The organism is Halobacillus sp. 12SKB, from assembly GCF_052941655.1.
Map to the genome: position 1 here is coordinate 1,290,624 of NZ_JBRFWR010000001.1, position 16,546 is coordinate 1,307,169.

The window sequence follows — 16,546 nt, forward strand, 5'->3', positions numbered from 1 at the left end:
GTTTGCCATAATGGGAGTGAGGGTTGGTTGGGAAGCTACTCCCTTTCCTGTGGGGGAGTGCCGAGCTTCCTCGGACTGCGTCCTGCGGGATCTCGCCTATCTCCTTCTCCCACGGGAGTCTCGCAGCTTCCCAACCAACCCATTCAATATAGATGAGAAACGAACCCCTTTACCAAGTTGAAATTGTCTTCCACTATGCCACTGTTAGAAGTATAAAGCTCTCTGTATCAAGTTTTTACGTTCCGTGGAAAGGTTTATGTTATTCACTCTCTTCAATCCTATAAGCTGATTTTTCAAGCAGTGGTTTCGAGATACTGATATGGTAAAGGGGCGGAGGGGAATGGCGAGACTCCTGCGGGAAAAGAGTGCTAGGTGAGACCCCGCAAGGCGTAAGCCTGAGGAGGCTCATCGCGCTCCCGCGGAAAGCGAGTCATTCCCCGCAGCCCCCATCCACTCAATAAAAGTCTCGAAACTGAGTCTTCAACTATGCTGCCATTTAGTTGAATAGGTTAGGCTTTTTTATGTAGTTTATCCATAGAGGAGAAACATATTTTTCGTGGATCTCGTGAAACCTATAGGAAAAAGGAGTGATCGGGATGCACACGATGTGGAAAGGTACCATCAGCTTCGGACTTGTGAATATTCCGGTGAAACTGCATGCAGCAACAGAGAATAAGGACATCAAACTGCGGCAGCTTCATGAAGAATGTAAATCACCAGTTGAATACGAAAAACGCTGCCCGGTATGTGAGCGGGAAATTGAAAGTGAAGAGATTGTCAAAGCTTATGAATATGCGAAGAATAAGTTCGTCGTTTTAGATAAAGAGGACTTGGAACAACTGAAAAAAGAACAGGAAGATAAAGCGGTGGAGATCATCGACTTTGTGAAATTAGAAGAAATTGACCCGATATATTTTGAACGGAGTTATTTTATTTCTCCAAGCGAAGGAGGATCAAAAGCATACAGCCTCCTTCGTCAGGCGCTTGGAGATACGGAGAAGATCGGGATTGCTAAAATCATCATCCGCTCCAAGGAACAACTGGCGATTGTCCGGGTGTATGAGAATACGCTTGTCATGGAAACCATCCATTATCCTGACGAGGTCAGGTCTGTCCAGGATGTACCGAATGTTCCGGAAGAAACAGAGTTAAGTAAGAAAGAATTGAGTACGGCTGTTACATTGATCGATCAGTTGACGGCTGAATTCGATCCTGAAAAATATAAAGATGAATACCGAACAGCGCTGATGGAGCTGATTGAAGCGAAGAAAAACAATGAGGAAGTCACGACAGCCAAAGACAAACCAAAGCCGGATAATGTGACGAATTTAATGGACGCTTTGGAAAAGTCGTTGGAGAAAACAAAAGGTTCCAAGAAGAAGAAAACCACAAAGAAAAAGACAACCACATCTGGCAAGAAAAAGACTTCCTGACTGGGTTTCATCGTCTATAAAACCTCCATTTGTAGTATAATATAGAGAGTATGATTAAAGTTCGGAGGGATTTGATGACCGTACGTTCCGAGGAAGAAGTGGAATTACTTATGCGTCCGGCCTTGGCTTCTCTTGCTGTCGAGGGAGACCGCTTGAGCAAGAAGCAGAAATTGCTTGTTAAAAAGTGCCTGACAGGGGAGATCTCTCATGAGGAGTTCGTCACACGGGCGTTGGAACTGGCTCGTCATGCCTAACACTAGGTACGGGAATGAAAAGTCGAAGTATTGTTATCCGGGATCCAATGTTTTAATCAACCATTATGACATTAAAGATGAGAAACAATTGACGGCCTTGGAAACGATGTTTACAGCTCAAAGGCTTGCCGAGCTTCAATCCAACCCGATTGAAGGGGATTTCGACTTGCGTCATTTACAGAAGATCCATGCGCGCCTATTTTCAGATCTTTACCCGTTTGCTGGAGAAATTCGAACAGAGAACATCACGAAGGATGGATTCTCTTTTGCTCAGGCCAGGTTTATTCACGATGCATCTGAGCCTATATTTCAACAGCTGATGAGAGAAGATTGGAAAAGTATGAACAGGGTACAGGTTGTAGAGAAATTGGTTTACTACATGTCAGAAATTAATGTTCTCCATCCGTTTATCACCGTAAGAATGTACATGAATATTTTGTACGTAATAACTCTAAGTGAAATTGTAAACCCTCTTGAGACAAGAGGGTTTTTTTAGTTTGTAGAAGTGTTTTTGCTTGTACACATACGACAGGTAACATATTATGGAAATATAAGGAATGAAGTAAACGGTACATTTAATGACTGGACGTATTCTAGGCAGATTGTTCAGATTGAAACAGTTAATAAAGCTTTGTAGATATAAAATAGCATTCAATAAGCGGAGTGAAGAATATGATTTGTAGAAATAAGGATTTCAGTTTATTGCCTATGCATAAGTACGAATTTTTCACAGATGTAATGTGGGTTAAGTGGTATGGTGCCGAAAAGAAGTTTGCTTTAGTATCCGTTAGGAAAGTAAACAATGAAAACGGAGCTACTGTAAAGGTGATACATCCTGTATCCCAATTTCTTTTAAGCAGGTATTCATCCCATGAACATAATACGATGAAAAAATATGCTGATTGTTTAGTTAGTTTCCTAAATTATATTCAGCAAAATAAAAAGCGCTTAAATATAGATTCTTTTTCCCAATTGGAGGTTTCTCATGGCACAGAGTTTCTAAACTATTTAGGAAGAGAAAGGAGGGTGAGTAATAGTACCGTGAGGCTGTATGAAAGAACTCTTACAAACTTTTATGTATTTCTAGAATCAAAGGGGCTTCTGCCCGAAATTCAAAGTAATGAGTTTGTGAAAAAAGAGAACCAATGGGGCAAAAAATATTATTTATCACCTTTTAAAGGCATAGTCTATCCTTCGAGTGCTAAAACAAAAAAAGAACATATATTCCCAATTCAATACCTCCCTCTTTTGCTAGAAATATCTGTTATAGTATCACCTCGAATTACCTTAGGGATATATATTCAATTTATGGGGGGGCTTAGGAGCGGTGAAGTTGTTAACCTTTCAAGAACTCAAGCAGTTCGAAGAATAACAAGCGGTGATTTTATTCTTGATATTAAAACAAGAAATTTTAGAACAGATATAAAGGACCATACAAGTTCTGAAGTTAAACGGGAGAGGACCCAAGAGGTTTTTAATGTTAAAGATTGGTTGAATATACTTTTTGAAGACCACAAAATTAAGTATAGGCCTTTAGATAGTAGTAACGCACTATTTGTAAATTCAAAAGGGAAAGCGATGACAGCAAAAAGCTATAGTCAATATTTTAATAAAGTTAAGAATGCTTTCTGTAATTATTTAAAAGCTTATGGAGACGAAGATGATGTAGTGTTAGCGGACCATCTTAGAACGACAGATTGGTCAACGCATATTGGCAGAGGTACATTTACCAATTTAGTTGCGGAACGAACGGATAATCCATTTCTTATTGCCTATAAACGTGGAGATAAAGATACGTATTCTGCACTTCCTTATATAGCTAAAACATCGAAAATAAGGGAAAAGATAGAAAAAACATTCAGCAACTTGAACAACGATTATTTACCGAGATTAGTTGAAAGGCGAGAGAGAAATGATTATTGATGATAGCGACCTTATGAACAGAAAAAAATCTGAAAAATCAGTCAATAAGGACTTGGATATCAACGGTGTTTCAGAGGTACTTGGCATAAACGTTTGTCTTGTAAGGCAATTATGTCAAAGAGGTGTACTTAATGGTGCTTATAAAGCTGCTTTTAAAGGGAAAGTAAAAAAATGGTTTATACCTAAAAAAACAGTTGATGAAATTGTACACTCTTTGAAATATATCTCAGATAACTATTACAGTGTTAATCAATTAGCTAATAAACTCGGTGTTCATAGAGTAACAGTTCTTGCTTTGATAGATAGAAGAAAAATTAAAACAGAAGAGATAACTGTACTAAATTCAACGAATAATTATATCTCTAAAAAATCAGTTATGGTTAAAAAGTTACTATCACAGAAAGAAATAATAGATAGTGGCCTCTTCTTAAGTCGTTCCAGTGCTTCTTCCGAATTTGGGGTGACAGTGGCGATAATTAACAACAATGAAAAAAAGCTTTCCAATAAAGAAAAGTTTTACTATTTCGACATTGCATACTTAGAAAAAGAGGCGCTAAGAAGAGTCTTACCTGATATAGAAGACGGTTATATAACCATACATGAGGCTGGGGAAAAGCTCCAATTAACAACTAAAACATTGGCATCCTATTGTAGCACGGGAAAGATTGAAAAAGCTTATAAAGTAAAGGGAACTTGGACTATTCCTTGCGACTATGTTGAAAAAGTGTTAAAGAGCCGAAGAGAGCAATTGGAATTTGGCGAAGAGTTTATGACTCTTTCGGATTTTTGTAACCAAGTGGGACAAAGTTGGAAGGTTGTTAAAACGAGAATAAAAAACGGTAAAATCCCAGATGCTATAAAAATAAATGATAGGTGGGTTATTCCATTCGAGAAAGTTTCTAAATATATCGATAATACGGAATGGTTACAAAGAAAACACAAGCCTAGGGTAAGGCAAGATGACTATTATTCCAAGGACTCTATGCTTGAAGAATTTAAAAGGCGTATTTCTGAAGTGGAAAGTCCTCATTTGCCTAGATTCACCGAACTCTATGTAATGTACTTTGAAGAAATCATAGGTAAAACTAGACAGAAGGGTTATAAATTAAAATCACTAACTACCAGTTACTTCAATGTTTATCAAAGGATAATTTTGTTGATTTCAGTCGATATTGGAGTTGGGATAGAGGATGCCATTGAGTTTGCTTTATTAAAAACAAAGGCTAGTCATTCCCTGCAAATAACATTTTCAGCATTCTTGAAGTTTGCATTTGCTATGGAAAATATAAAACTTGAAAAAAGTTTTAAAGTTAGTAGGAAAGCGAACAAAGAAGATAATGAGTTGGAACCATACCCCCCATCCATATATCAAGAAATAAATTTGTATGCAAGAGAATTAGATGAGCATATTCCTAGAGCGATAAAGAGCGCCTCCTATTCACATATGTGGGTTTATGTGCTACTTCACTTAACAGATGTATGGAGACATACAGATATAATCGAGAAAATGCCTTCAGTAACATTAGAAAGAATCGGGATAAAACAGCATTCATGGTTTAAAGGTAACAGATTAACCTTAGAACAGTGTCAGCTGGTAATTAATGAACTCCGTGTAAAGTTACGCCCTCAAGTTACAAATAAAACAAGAGCTTTTCTTACATTTTTAGTTGAACCTACCCTAGTAGAATGTGTGGCGCACGCTGTAGTAATTTCCGAGATTCATAGAAGGAAAAAGAATGCTAACGTTCTTTTGTACACTTTTGTTGTGCGAGAGAACGTGGCTACGGTTAGCGACATACACCGGTCTTTTTTTGATAGGAAGCCTGAACTTAAAGAATTTAAAAGTAGAAAAATGAATAGGAGCACAATGACTTATTTATACTACCATATAGCTGAAGAGGACGCAGATAATGCAGATATGGCTCTTAGTTTAGCTAGGGTAGTTCGTTCCCATGAACAAGAAAGTTCAACAAGTGTTTATATTAAATTAATGAATAAAGATGGTTCTGTTAATCGTATTTCATCAAATTTATTTCAAAGGGGTCATTTTGGTTGGTTGTACAATTACATGATTCTCGCTGCTATAGAAGATACAGAGGGAATTCAGTCCTTAGAAGAAAGAACTAGAACGATAGAGACATTTAGAAAGGATATTTCTCCAAAAGAGCTTGAAAGTTGGACAAAGTTGATGAACGGTGGTGCAAAAAAAAGAGAACATCTAATACTTCAATTTTCTAGAATGCCTAAAGAGGAGCTAGTAGAGTTGGTTAGGAAGGTATTTAATCAACAAATGCCAGCGAAGACTAACCCCGGTCAGTGTATTGTTTATAACAATTGTAAATATCCAGGTCGTAAAGATTGTTTTGGTTGCGAATATTTCATTCCTCAATTTTATGTCTTGATAGAAGCTGCTACTGAGTTTAGGAGAGTTATAAAATCTATGCTAGAAGCTAGGTTTGAAACAACATTCATCAGGGATAAAAAAATCTTAATGACTATCTTATCGATTTTTAACGAGGCATATGAAGTATATAATCCAGAGCAAATTTCAGGATTTCTTTCCAAGAGTGAAATGAGAAAAGGAGTTAACAGTATACAAAAAAAATTCTTTGTGGAGTAGGTGTTTTATTGGAAGTAAAAAGTTTTTTAAATGGCAATAAAAACTATAAAGTTGAGATAAGTGAGAAATTCACCTATAAGGACAAAACCTCCCTTGAAGAATATAAGAAGCTTTTTGAATTGATGAAAGATGCTGGTTATGTTAAAGCTTACTCTTTTAGTGCAATAACTTGGTACTTACCCTGCCCCGTTACACATAAAGATATCCTCTTTAATTTTGATGTAGGAGGATTTAAATCGTTTAGTCCTTCTCTAAAATCATACGTTTTACTTAGAAGGAAATCTGGAAAAAGACCTTTTACTATTAAATCTGATTTAAAACGCTTAAAGGATGTCATAATCTCCACCAATGGTCTGCAAGATAAAGAAAAGATTAAAGAATTTTTTCATAACCCCACGGACCTCAATGAATGTTATCGTGCATGTTACACTCTGGTAAATTACCTTGAGTTCCATCCTATTCATAGCATACAAAAGACAGTAACAGAGGTTTTTGAAGGGTTAAAGTACCCAACTTATCAAAGTCGTGAGTTACCTCCTTTCGAAGATGTCTTGATTTTTGATGATTGCGTTGATAAGTATTATAGTGACTATTCTTTAGAGGATAATATGAAGTTTTACCCCATTTACCTGTGGTGGACTATTACCAATGTTATACCGATGCGAGTGATTGAGTTTCTTCGTATTAAGGCGAATTCCATAAAAATAAAAGACGATGGGTCATATTGGATTACTATACCACGCTTTAAGTTGAAGTCTTCCTCGCCAGAGGAGATTTATTGGGAACAATCCATTCTTATTGATGAGAAGGTATATTATATGATTAAAAACTATTGTTCTCGTCTTAGAGATTATAATGTTAAGACTGACTTTATGATTCCACCCCTAAATCAGATAAATAAAAGGTTCAGGACATCCTACACTGTAAATGATAATGTGACCAATACAACAAAATTCAATAATTTAATTCGTTTTTTTTATGAAGAAGTAATAGAGGGATTGTATGGGGAGATTGGTTTATCACGCGTAACAGCCGGAGACACCAGACATTTTTCCATCATAAATCTATTTCTACAGGGTTTTAACATCCTTTCTATAACCCGTTTGGCAGGGCACGACGAAATTACTTCTCCAAGCAATTATTATAATCATGCTAAGCATTACTCGACATCTTTTGTGTATAAGTTAGCTCAAAGGAAGTTGGAAGGTGATATCAGTAACCAAATGAGCAATGGTTTTGTAGGTATGAGGGCAGAAAAAGTATGGGAAGCCAAAGCAAATTCAAGTTTTGACGAGAATTGGCGTAGAGTTGAATACGGGTTCTGCAAGGATACGCATGATTTCCCCTCAAATTGTATAGAGGATTGCAGGTTATGCGGGTATTACGCATTTAGACCCAGCGTTGATAAATGGAAAGATGGTATTAAGTGGTTGGAGAGTTATTCCAAAGAACTAGAAGCCCAAGCCACATCTACGCTTAACTTATTGGCTACAGTAAGCTTAGAAACTTATGAAAAATTGAAAGGTATTGAAGAAGTAAATGAGGTTGAAAGTAAGTCATTATCTGTACAACTATTCAAGAACCTAGACCACAAAGCGATAATTGATGCCAGGTTAATGGAGGAAGACGATTAGTATGAGTAATAATAATGAGTATCTAAAAGCTGTAGCAAAAATGATGAAAAAATGGATTAACAACAAGTACCCTGAGAATAGAAAGGTCAGAGTTAATGGGAACCGAGGACCTCATAGTAGGTTCTCAAATGAAGACCTTGTAGATATTGCACTTGAAATAAAAAAAGAGCTGCGAGGAGAAAAAGTCAATCCAAGTGTTCTTGAACAAGCTACAGATGGAATAATTGGAAGACAGATATGGCGAAGGAGAATTCCCGGTGAAATAGAGCGCATTAATACACCAGTGGTAAATGGTCGTGAGCTTGGCGTGAGAGATAATGATGAAGTAAATCATGTGAATATAGACGTTATTGTAGAGCGATATAGTAATAATCCACGAGAATTAGTTAATCATTTGTATCACATAGAAGAGTCTAGAATTATCTTATACGATATGGTGAAAAAGTTGAAAAAAGATAACGAAGACCTTGAAAATCTTAAAGAACAAAATGACAGATTAGCGAGTGATAATGAGACTCTCAAAGAAGAATTAGCTCATTATATTTACCTTTCAAACAATTTATATGTTTCTTCCTTTTTTCCTGATTTGAGAAGGGAGGTTGGGTTAGACAGAAATGCAATAGATATGGAATTGAACTTAGAAAAAAGCACAACTACGAATCTACATACTCTTTTTCCTCCTGCAAAAGAAATCGCTATTAGGAAAGAACAAATTGAGAAGCCCGAAACATCAAATACACGGAAAGCTGGTGAACAATTAATAGATGATATAAAGAATGAGTTTGGGGACTTATTTAATGATTGATTAAAATGAAATGGTATCCATAACTGAAAGGGTGTGTTGATTTGGGGTGGGTAGTAGAAATGAATAATGGCCAAATAGACATTCTAGCATTTTTAGACAATGAGGAATCAAAACGAATACGGACGGCAGCAAAGAAACTAAGTCACTTATGGTGGGACTCGAATTTTATTGCTCCAGTTCAGGCTGAATATAACAGTTACTTAAATTGGTTTGAAGATAATGCAGCTCGCACCCTTGAAGTAGAACGATTAATCAATAACTATCTTGGAGCTTATAAAGGGTTCATAGACAAATGGGAGACTTATCTTAAAAGAAACAAACCAGAGGAATTCTTTGATTATTATGATGAGTTACGTAGAAACACCTACGACACGTATTTTGAATATCGACTCATATATAATTTGCGAAACTTTGGTCAACATAATGGTCACCCTGTCACAGACGTTTCCAAGTCACTAGAAAAGTCAAAGTTATTACTAGACAAGGAATATTTTCTTAAAGAGCACAGAAGAATGCAATCAAGTTTCCGGAAGGAATTAGAAAAAGTAAAGGAAGAAACCTTGGATGTAGATAATGCTATCCGAGTAGTATATCAACAACTTTGGGACATACAAACGAAAATGTTTAACAAGTTCTTAAACGGCCAAGAGCGTCATGATTACTTAAGAGATAGTGCAACTTTGCTGGAATTTTACAAATCGTTTAATCAAAACCAAGGTGAGTTGTCTATTGTTCCAGATGAAGACATTCAAACATTGAGGGAAAGGTCTATGGATGAAAACGTTAAGCTCTCAATGACTGAAATTCCTTATGACCTGTCCGTTACTATTCTGAAATCAGTTTACCTTAAGTTTAAATTTAAAGGTTCTCATATTGGTATTTCAGATGGGTTCCCCGTTCAATATAAGCCTAAACTCGCTGTAGCCATACCGCCTTTTAAAACAGGTCAAAAATATGTTTTGTTTGAAGGCGTTCAATGGATACGCATAATGCAATCAACAGGGCTTCATTGGAGAGATGGATATAACCGATACTTCGCGGTTTATTACCCCGAGGGACTATCTTTAAGTGAGTATAGTGAGCTAGCTGAGAAGTTCGAAGATGAACAAAAAGAGTTGTTTAGTTGAGGTGAGTTTATAAATTGGCCAGTTAAGGGGTGGCAAAAAAAGTGGAAGGTATAATACCTTCCACAAAAGGGTTTTTAAAAAACAAAACGAAACGAAATTTAAGTAATCAAAATAGGAGGATTACTTAAATACAAGAAAATCTTATCATATATGTTAACAATTAAAAAAGTGAATAAAGGATTAACTTTTTTACAGGAAATACTCAATAATACCATATTAAGGTTGAATAGTTATTATTTTTGATGAAGGTACATATGTTGAAGCTATTAATGACATTCTTACTTAATAGATATTCATCTAATAAAAATATAAGAAAGTGGTCAAGATGATGTCCTTAGAATAAACAGCCAAGGTCTCTTGAGTTACTATACTTTAGGGGAATTCAATAATAGGGGGAGTGTAATTGAATATTACCAAGAATAATGGTTTCGAATTTCTTGATTTTGTTGTAATAAAAGAAGCTGAAATATACGAATATCAAAGGTTAGCTGGTTCTTATGCAGTAATAAAGTGTGATGAAAAGTTTCTTTTGTGCTATAACACTTTGAGAAAGCAGTGGGAGTTGCCAGCAGGGCGGAGAGAAGAGAATGAATCGCCCAAGGATTGTGCTATAAGAGAGCTTTATGAAGAAACAGGGCAAAAAGTTTCAAAGTTAGAATTTAAAGGGTTACTAGAAGTGAAAAATTTAATCACTAGCGATATTAAGTATAACCCCATTTATTTTACTACTCTTGAAAAACTCCAACCTTTCCAGAAGAATTGTGAGACATCCAAAATACAATTATGGGACTTAAAGCGAGAGATTGGTTACGTAGATGAAGTAGATATCAATGTATTTAATTATATAAGTTAGTATGTGTTAACTTGGAGCTTTAGGGAGTATGTGGCGTAGTTAGATGATAGTGTGGATACTTAAATGTTCGAACGAGTGAATGGAGGTAATAATAGGTAATTTGAATTGATTTGAAAATATCACCAACATCAGTTGTGCAGAGCTAATAGATTGATACTAAAAAAACAAAGAAGAGGCTACTAGCCTCTTCTTTGTTTAGGAATATTTTTTGTAACGCTAACGTGACATATTATAACTCAAAAACAAACAAAATAGAAGGGATTCTAATGGCATAATCAGTTGCAGTCATGTCCTTCTTGAATGGGCACAGCTTTTGGTTTCACCCATTATTGTTGGTACAATATTAAAAAATTGGTAAAATAAAACTATAGTAGATGGAGAGGAGTAGGTAATATGAGTGAGTCAGAGCTATGGATAAGAAATATGTACACTGGTCCGGGAGGAGGAGCATACACTGGCCCGGGCGGTGGGATGTACACTGGTCCGGGAGGAGGAGCATACACTGGCCCGGGCGGTGGGATGTACACTGGTCCGGGAGGAGGAGCATACACCGGCCCGGGTGGTGGGATGTACACTGGTCCGGGGGGAGGAGCATACACCGGCCCGGGCGGGGGGTTATACACCGGCCCCGGAGGGGGGCTATATACTGGCCCAGGTGGTGGTCTGTACACAGGACCCGGAGGAGGAATGTACACTGGCCCGGATTCTTCTCCTTACAAGGCTATACACCCTCCGTGGCCTTTATTCGCAACTGAACTTCGAAAAATAGGTATGCGAAGAGAAGCAGAAATGATTGAAAAAGCTCTTAGAAGCATTGGTTGGAAAGGTTGAATAGTAAAGGCTACTATATTAATTAAAATAAGAGTTCCCTTATATGGGGACTCTTTTTTCTTCATTATATATCTTTGGAAAAAGTACATATTTACGTTAGTTGAAATCTTTATGTACAGGAGGAGTTTTATGTACACTATTCTAATTAGTAATGATATGTTTATTAATACTAGAGTTTGATGATTTAAAACTAATATGTACATATAAGTACACGGAGATATATGCCTTCAGAGAAGGAAATGGGAGAAGTTTACGAGAGTTCATTCGCATCTTGGCATTGGAAGCAGGATATCATCTGGATTGGTCAGCGGTACCTCCTGAGGAAATTTTTCAGGCAAGTGTTCACTCTGTCAAAGATGTGCGTCCGCTTGCTCAAGTGATCAGTCATTCCTTATCTACCTATCAAAAACCTTCAGCATAAAACCAGGCTGGAGGTTTTTTGCATGTATGAAGAGGATTCTATCTGAATGAAGGTCCATTCCGCGAATGTCTATTCTATGTGACTCCTTTTTCTGGATTTCGCTTGTTTTGCTTACATTTGCTTACAAACCCGATTTGATGAACAATCAAAAAGGGCGTAGCCTGAGTCGTATGCAAATCATGCATGCAAACTTAGGAGGTCTTTAAACTTATGTGTGGAATTTTCGTTACCCAAGGGGAGATGAGTGAAAAACAAATGAATGAGGTGCTGGATCTACTTTACCATCGTGGTCCAGATGAAGGGAAATCAGTGGTTACCGATCGTGTTCGTCTTGGACACCGCCGCTTATCAATCATCGGTCTTGAAGATGGCATCCAGCCGATTCATAACGAAGATAAAAAACGTTGGATCGTATGTAATGGTGAGATTTACAATTATGCAGCCATTAAAGAATCCTTAGCGAAAGATGTCTCTTTTCTTACAAAGTCAGACAGTGAAGTAGCTCTGAAATTAGTCGAAAAGCAAGGACCGGAAGCCATCCATCAACTTGATGGGATGTTCGCGTTTTTCATCGCAGATGAGGAAAATGATTCGTTTGTTGTGGCTCGGGATACACTTGGGATCAAGCCGCTTTATTACGGGAAGGACCACGAAGGTCAGTATGTCTTTTCATCTGAATTGAAAGCAATCGAATCTTTTGTGGATGAGGCCAAGGAATTTCCTCATGGACACTACTTTACTCCGGAAAACGGGTTTGTCTGCTATAGGGAGATTCAATCTCCGCAAGAATCTTACACGGAACATGAAATGAATGAAGTATTCACTTCTATAAAAGAAACCATGAACGAAGCGGTACGAAAAAGACTGATGGCAGATGTTGAAGTAGGCGTACTGCTGAGTGGTGGGTTGGACAGTAGTTTGATTGCCGCCATCGCTGACCAGCAGAAACAAGGGGACAAGCCTTTAAAATCATTCTGTGTCGGATCGGAAGGCAGTGCAGATATCATCAACGCTCGCACGGTTGCCAGAGCGCTTGGAACCGAGCATTATGAATATATTTATACGGAAGAAGAATTAATTGAGGCTGTCTCGGATGTCATCTATCATCTGGAGTCGTACGAGCCTTCCCTTGTCCGTAGTGCTATCCCAAATTACTTCGTGTCAAAGCTCGCATCCGAACACGTAAAAGTGATTTTATCTGGAGAAGGAGCGGATGAATTATTCGCTGGGTATGCGTACATGGAAAAATACCAGGATACCGTATCCATGAACAAGGAAATCATTCGTGTACTCAATACTCTTCACCATGTAAATCTGCAACGAGCAGATCGTATGAGCATGGCGCATTCAATTGAACTTCGTGTGCCATTTCTCGACTTGGATGTTGTGGAGAATGCCCTGCAGATCCCTGCCGGTTTGAAAGTTCATAAAAAAGACCGCATGGAAAAATGGCTGCTTCGAAAAGCATTCGACGGCATCATTCCTGATGAAGTATTATGGCGTAAGAAAGCAGAGTTCTCAGAAGGAAGCGGTGCATTGGATTTGCTAGACCTTCATGCAGAAAGAACAATCACAGATGAAACATTTGAAAAGGTGCAAGCCGAAGCACCTGTTGATCTACGATCCAAGCAGGAAATGTTCTATTATCAAATTTTCAGAGATCATTTCCCAGAAGAAAAAATGCTCCATACCGTAGGCAAATGGGCTACGGCTTAACCGAAAGGGCAGATGCCAAATGCATCTGGCCTTTTTGATGCTATATATTCGATTGAAACGCGCGAAGGGAAGAGCGAGTCGAGTAAAAGGAAAACCGCATACCATCATAGGGTGAAAGTCTCACACCAAAGAACACCGCTTGCCCCGAGTGAAAATATAGAGGTTAACTCTTTAAACATAAGAGGTTGTTCCACTATAATAAAAATAACTGAATATTCCAAACTAAAGGCCGGAAATATTATCGAAGGAGGACATTATAAATGAGCAGCCTTTCCTTCAGAGAGGTATGGGAAGCGAGGAAGCGCATATCTTCGTTTGTCCATCCCACTCCTATCCTGTATTCAGAACCTCTCTCTGAGCACACAGGGGGGCACGTTCACTTGAAGCTGGAGCATTCCCACCCGACGGGTTCATTTAAGCTCCGAGGGGCAGCAAACAAAATCTTATCTTTGGAAGATAAGGATATAAAAAAAGGTGTGACCACTTTTTCAACAGGAAATCACGGGATTTCTGTTGCATATGTAGCAGCAGAGTTAGGCATTCCTTGTACGGTGTGTATATCGAATCGTGTTCCGAAGGCGAAAGTGAACCGTCTGAAAAAATTGCACGCTTCAGTGGAAGTCGTCGGGAGCAGTCAAGACGAAGCAGAAGCAAGGTGTGCTGAATTGGAAAGAGAGGAAGGGATGACGGTTATCAAGCCTTTTGATGATCGGGAAATCATTGCCGGTCAGGGTACGATCGCGCTTGAAATTATGGAACAGTGTCCTGAAATAGATGAAGTGATTATTCCTTTGTCTGGAGGTGGGTTGTTGTCCGGTATTGCTTTTGTAATGAAGTCGATTGAACCTTCTATACACGTAACAGGAGTGACGATGAAGAAGGGGGCCGTCATGCAGGAAAGTCTGACGAAAGGGAGACCTGTGATTCTTGAGGAGTCTTATACTTTGGCAGACAGTCTGCTTGGAGGAATCGGGACAGAGAACCGTTTCACATTTCCTATGACGAAAGCTTATATGGATAAGGGAGTGCTTGTGGATGAGGCACACATTGAAGAAGGGCTGATTTTCACCCTCGAGCACCATAAGATGGTCGTGGAAGGTGCGGCCGCAACTGGAATCGGACACGTACTTCACTGTAATGACCTACGAGGGAAAAATGTGGTTGTGGTCATGAGTGGAAACAATATCGACCATGATGTGGTTACGAATCTTTTGGCTAAATCGTAAGTGGGGGAGGAGTGGAGATGGGGGTTGCGGTGGAGGAAGTCTTAAAACTTCCAGTTCTTGAAAAAGCAAAGGTGCAGACAAATATGTACAATCGCCAGGTGGACTGGATCTCGGTGATTGAAACACCTGTGGAGAACTTTGTGAGGAACAATGAATTTGTGCTAAGCACAGGGGTTGGTTGTGGAGAGGATGTATTGGCACTGGAAGGGTATGTAGAGGATGTCATCCGATCGGAGGCTTCTGTGCTTGCTTTTGCCACTGGGCGTCATTTGTACAAAATTCCTGATCGTGTGTTAAAGCTTGCGGAGAAACACGAGTTGATTGTGATGGAAATTCCATGGGAGGTCCGGTTCGGGGATATTTTACAGGACGTTTTACGATTGATCAGTGAGGAAAGCCGCCAGGAGCAACAACGGACGGAAGAGATACGACAGGAGTTGATCAACTGTGTCCTGAACGGAAAAGGTCTGCAGGAGATCACATCAATCATCTACCAGAACACAGGCATTCCGACGGCCATCAGTGATCATAACAAACAGATCCGCGCGAATCAGTACTTTGACCGTTATTATATCGATGTCTTAAATGGGCATGAGCTTTCCCAGGAAGGCATCCTTGTGGAAACGGAAATGGACAGTGATCACCCGCTCCGCCATTATATTGAAACCTACGAAATCGGTGGGCAGAAATGCTACCAGCTTACCATTTTATCGAACTATAAGAAACAGGGATATATCCTGTTTAAGCCCAAGGAAGAAAAGGATCTCACATGGGTGAACCTTCACATTTTGGAGCATGCGCTGACAGCTTGTGCCTTATATTTCGTAAAAGAGAACGCCATTGAAATGACTGAAATAAGACTCAAGGATAACTTTTTGCTTGATTTGGCCAAGCGGGAGAGGGAGATGGACAGAGCTCTGTTATCAAAAGCGCAGCTGCTTGGCTATGACCTGGAGAAGCCCTATATTTGTCTTGTCGGCCACATCCGTTTCGTGCAGCCGGAGGAGGAACGCACCTCTTCAACGATGCCTCAAGTCAAATCCTCATCGATCAACAGTCGGAATTATTACATCCAGAAGGAAGTCACCCATGCAGGAGATGCACTGCACAGGAGGACGATGACCACTTTTGATGAAGGGGAGGTGATCGTTTATTTGGAAACGGACCGACCGGATTACGGGGAAACCGCGAATCAGTTTCTCGATCTGATTGAGCGAAGGCTTCATGAGTTATTGAAAGGGATTATGATCAGCTGGGGCATTTCCTGTCATAAAGGGGGATATCAGGTTTTTCATAAAAGCTATGAAGAGGCGGAAACGGCTCTGAAAATCGGTCAGCAGCATGAAGAAGGGGAGCGGACATTTTTCAGTGATACAAGAATGAATCGCCTGCTCATGGCACTGTCCCACGAAGAAGAAATCGGAGCGATTGTTTCAGATACATTAGAAAAGCTGATTGATTATGATCAGAAGCGGCAGACAGAACTGATTCATACGTTTATGGTCTACAATAAATACAATAGCAATGTCAGCCAGACGGCTCGTGCGCTGAATTTGCACCGGCAATCTTTGCTGCACAGATTGAGAAACATTGAACATTTGACCGGGCTGTCTCTTCTCAATGCTGATGACCTCTTTTTGCTGGAGCTCAGCGTAAGGTTATGGCTTTTGAAAAAAGTCGATGCATAGAGCGCTCCCTCGGGA

General features: G+C 39.0%; 14 protein-coding genes. All 14 read left to right on the forward strand.

Annotation, left to right across the window (positions count from 1 at the left end):
* Window positions 1-596: 596 nt before the first annotated feature.
* The 14 genes from ku to ACQ4XT_RS06470 all read left to right on the forward strand — a co-directional run bounded on the left by ku (window position 597) and on the right by ACQ4XT_RS06470 (window position 16,531).
* Entirely contained in the window at window positions 597-1,433 is an 837-nt protein-coding gene (gene ku / locus ACQ4XT_RS06405) for a non-homologous end joining protein Ku (protein ID WP_115823132.1), read from the forward strand.
* A gap of 74 nt (window positions 1,434-1,507) precedes the next feature.
* Entirely contained in the window at window positions 1,508-1,687 is a 180-nt protein-coding gene (locus ACQ4XT_RS06410; RefSeq protein ID WP_089654689.1) for a hypothetical protein, read from the forward strand.
* On the forward strand, window positions 1,680-2,183 hold the full coding sequence (locus tag ACQ4XT_RS06415; protein WP_446852939.1) for a Fic/DOC family protein: 504 nt from the start codon (window positions 1,680-1,682) through the stop codon (window positions 2,181-2,183). Before ACQ4XT_RS06410 ends, ACQ4XT_RS06415 begins: the two co-directional genes overlap by 8 nt.
* 176 nt (window positions 2,184-2,359) lie before the next feature.
* Window positions 2,360-3,610, forward strand: a complete 1,251-nt coding sequence (locus tag ACQ4XT_RS06420) for a site-specific integrase (RefSeq protein WP_446852940.1) — start codon at window positions 2,360-2,362, stop codon at window positions 3,608-3,610.
* Window positions 3,611-3,623: 13 nt separating this feature from the next.
* Window positions 3,624-6,230: a hypothetical protein gene (locus tag ACQ4XT_RS06425; protein ID WP_446852941.1), complete on the forward strand. Its 2,607-nt coding sequence runs from the start codon at window positions 3,624-3,626 to the stop codon at window positions 6,228-6,230.
* A gap of 8 nt (window positions 6,231-6,238) precedes the next feature.
* The gene (locus ACQ4XT_RS06430; RefSeq protein WP_446852942.1) at window positions 6,239-7,864 is read left to right on the forward strand and encodes a site-specific integrase; all 1,626 of its coding nucleotides are present in this window, start codon (window positions 6,239-6,241) and stop codon (window positions 7,862-7,864) included.
* Window position 7,865: 1 nt separating this feature from the next.
* A complete protein-coding gene (locus ACQ4XT_RS06435; protein WP_446852943.1) occupies window positions 7,866-8,669 on the forward strand; it encodes an MreC domain-containing protein in 804 nt (267 codons plus the stop codon).
* A 59-nt stretch (window positions 8,670-8,728) separates the two neighbouring features.
* Entirely contained in the window at window positions 8,729-9,796 is a 1,068-nt protein-coding gene (locus ACQ4XT_RS06440) for a hypothetical protein (protein ID WP_446852944.1), read from the forward strand.
* A gap of 403 nt (window positions 9,797-10,199) precedes the next feature.
* Window positions 10,200-10,649, forward strand: a complete 450-nt coding sequence (locus ACQ4XT_RS06445; protein ID WP_446852945.1) for an NUDIX domain-containing protein — start codon at window positions 10,200-10,202, stop codon at window positions 10,647-10,649.
* Window positions 10,650-11,751: 1,102 nt separating this feature from the next.
* Window positions 11,752-11,901 carry a hypothetical protein gene (locus tag ACQ4XT_RS06450; protein ID WP_446852946.1) on the forward strand — a complete coding sequence of 50 codons (150 nt, stop codon included), beginning with the start codon at window positions 11,752-11,754 and terminating at the stop codon, window positions 11,899-11,901.
* A gap of 65 nt (window positions 11,902-11,966) precedes the next feature.
* Window positions 11,967-12,107 (forward strand): hypothetical protein, encoded by a 141-nt coding sequence (locus tag ACQ4XT_RS06455; protein ID WP_446852947.1) that lies wholly within the window; start codon window positions 11,967-11,969, stop codon window positions 12,105-12,107.
* A gap of 4 nt (window positions 12,108-12,111) precedes the next feature.
* Window positions 12,112-13,617: an asparagine synthase B gene (asnB, locus tag ACQ4XT_RS06460; protein WP_446852948.1), complete on the forward strand. Its 1,506-nt coding sequence runs from the start codon at window positions 12,112-12,114 to the stop codon at window positions 13,615-13,617.
* Between the two features lie 260 nt (window positions 13,618-13,877).
* Window positions 13,878-14,843: a threonine/serine dehydratase gene (locus ACQ4XT_RS06465; RefSeq protein WP_446852949.1), complete on the forward strand. Its 966-nt coding sequence runs from the start codon at window positions 13,878-13,880 to the stop codon at window positions 14,841-14,843.
* A gap of 17 nt (window positions 14,844-14,860) precedes the next feature.
* Window positions 14,861-16,531, forward strand: a complete 1,671-nt coding sequence (locus ACQ4XT_RS06470; RefSeq protein WP_446852950.1) for a PucR family transcriptional regulator — start codon at window positions 14,861-14,863, stop codon at window positions 16,529-16,531.
* The last annotated feature ends 15 nt before the right edge of the window (window positions 16,532-16,546 follow it).

What these genes read in the sequence shown, in the direction of transcription:
- ACQ4XT_RS06425 (WP_446852941.1), top strand. Translation starts at nt 3,624, where the DNA reads ATGAACAGAAAAAAATCTGAAAAATCAGTCAATAAGGACTTGGATATC.
- ku (WP_115823132.1), top strand. Translation starts at nt 597, where the DNA reads ATGCACACGATGTGGAAAGGTACCATCAGCTTCGGACTTGTGAATATT.
- ACQ4XT_RS06455 (WP_446852947.1), top strand. Translation starts at nt 11,967, where the DNA reads ATGTCTATTCTATGTGACTCCTTTTTCTGGATTTCGCTTGTTTTGCTT.
- ACQ4XT_RS06410 (WP_089654689.1), top strand. Translation starts at nt 1,508, where the DNA reads ATGACCGTACGTTCCGAGGAAGAAGTGGAATTACTTATGCGTCCGGCC.
- ACQ4XT_RS06415 (WP_446852939.1), top strand. Translation starts at nt 1,680, where the DNA reads ATGCCTAACACTAGGTACGGGAATGAAAAGTCGAAGTATTGTTATCCG.
- ACQ4XT_RS06465 (WP_446852949.1), top strand. Translation starts at nt 13,878, where the DNA reads ATGAGCAGCCTTTCCTTCAGAGAGGTATGGGAAGCGAGGAAGCGCATA.
- asnB (WP_446852948.1), top strand. Translation starts at nt 12,112, where the DNA reads ATGTGTGGAATTTTCGTTACCCAAGGGGAGATGAGTGAAAAACAAATG.
- ACQ4XT_RS06435 (WP_446852943.1), top strand. Translation starts at nt 7,866, where the DNA reads ATGAGTAATAATAATGAGTATCTAAAAGCTGTAGCAAAAATGATGAAA.
- ACQ4XT_RS06420 (WP_446852940.1), top strand. Translation starts at nt 2,360, where the DNA reads ATGATTTGTAGAAATAAGGATTTCAGTTTATTGCCTATGCATAAGTAC.
- ACQ4XT_RS06440 (WP_446852944.1), top strand. Translation starts at nt 8,729, where the DNA reads ATGAATAATGGCCAAATAGACATTCTAGCATTTTTAGACAATGAGGAA.
- ACQ4XT_RS06470 (WP_446852950.1), top strand. Translation starts at nt 14,861, where the DNA reads ATGGGGGTTGCGGTGGAGGAAGTCTTAAAACTTCCAGTTCTTGAAAAA.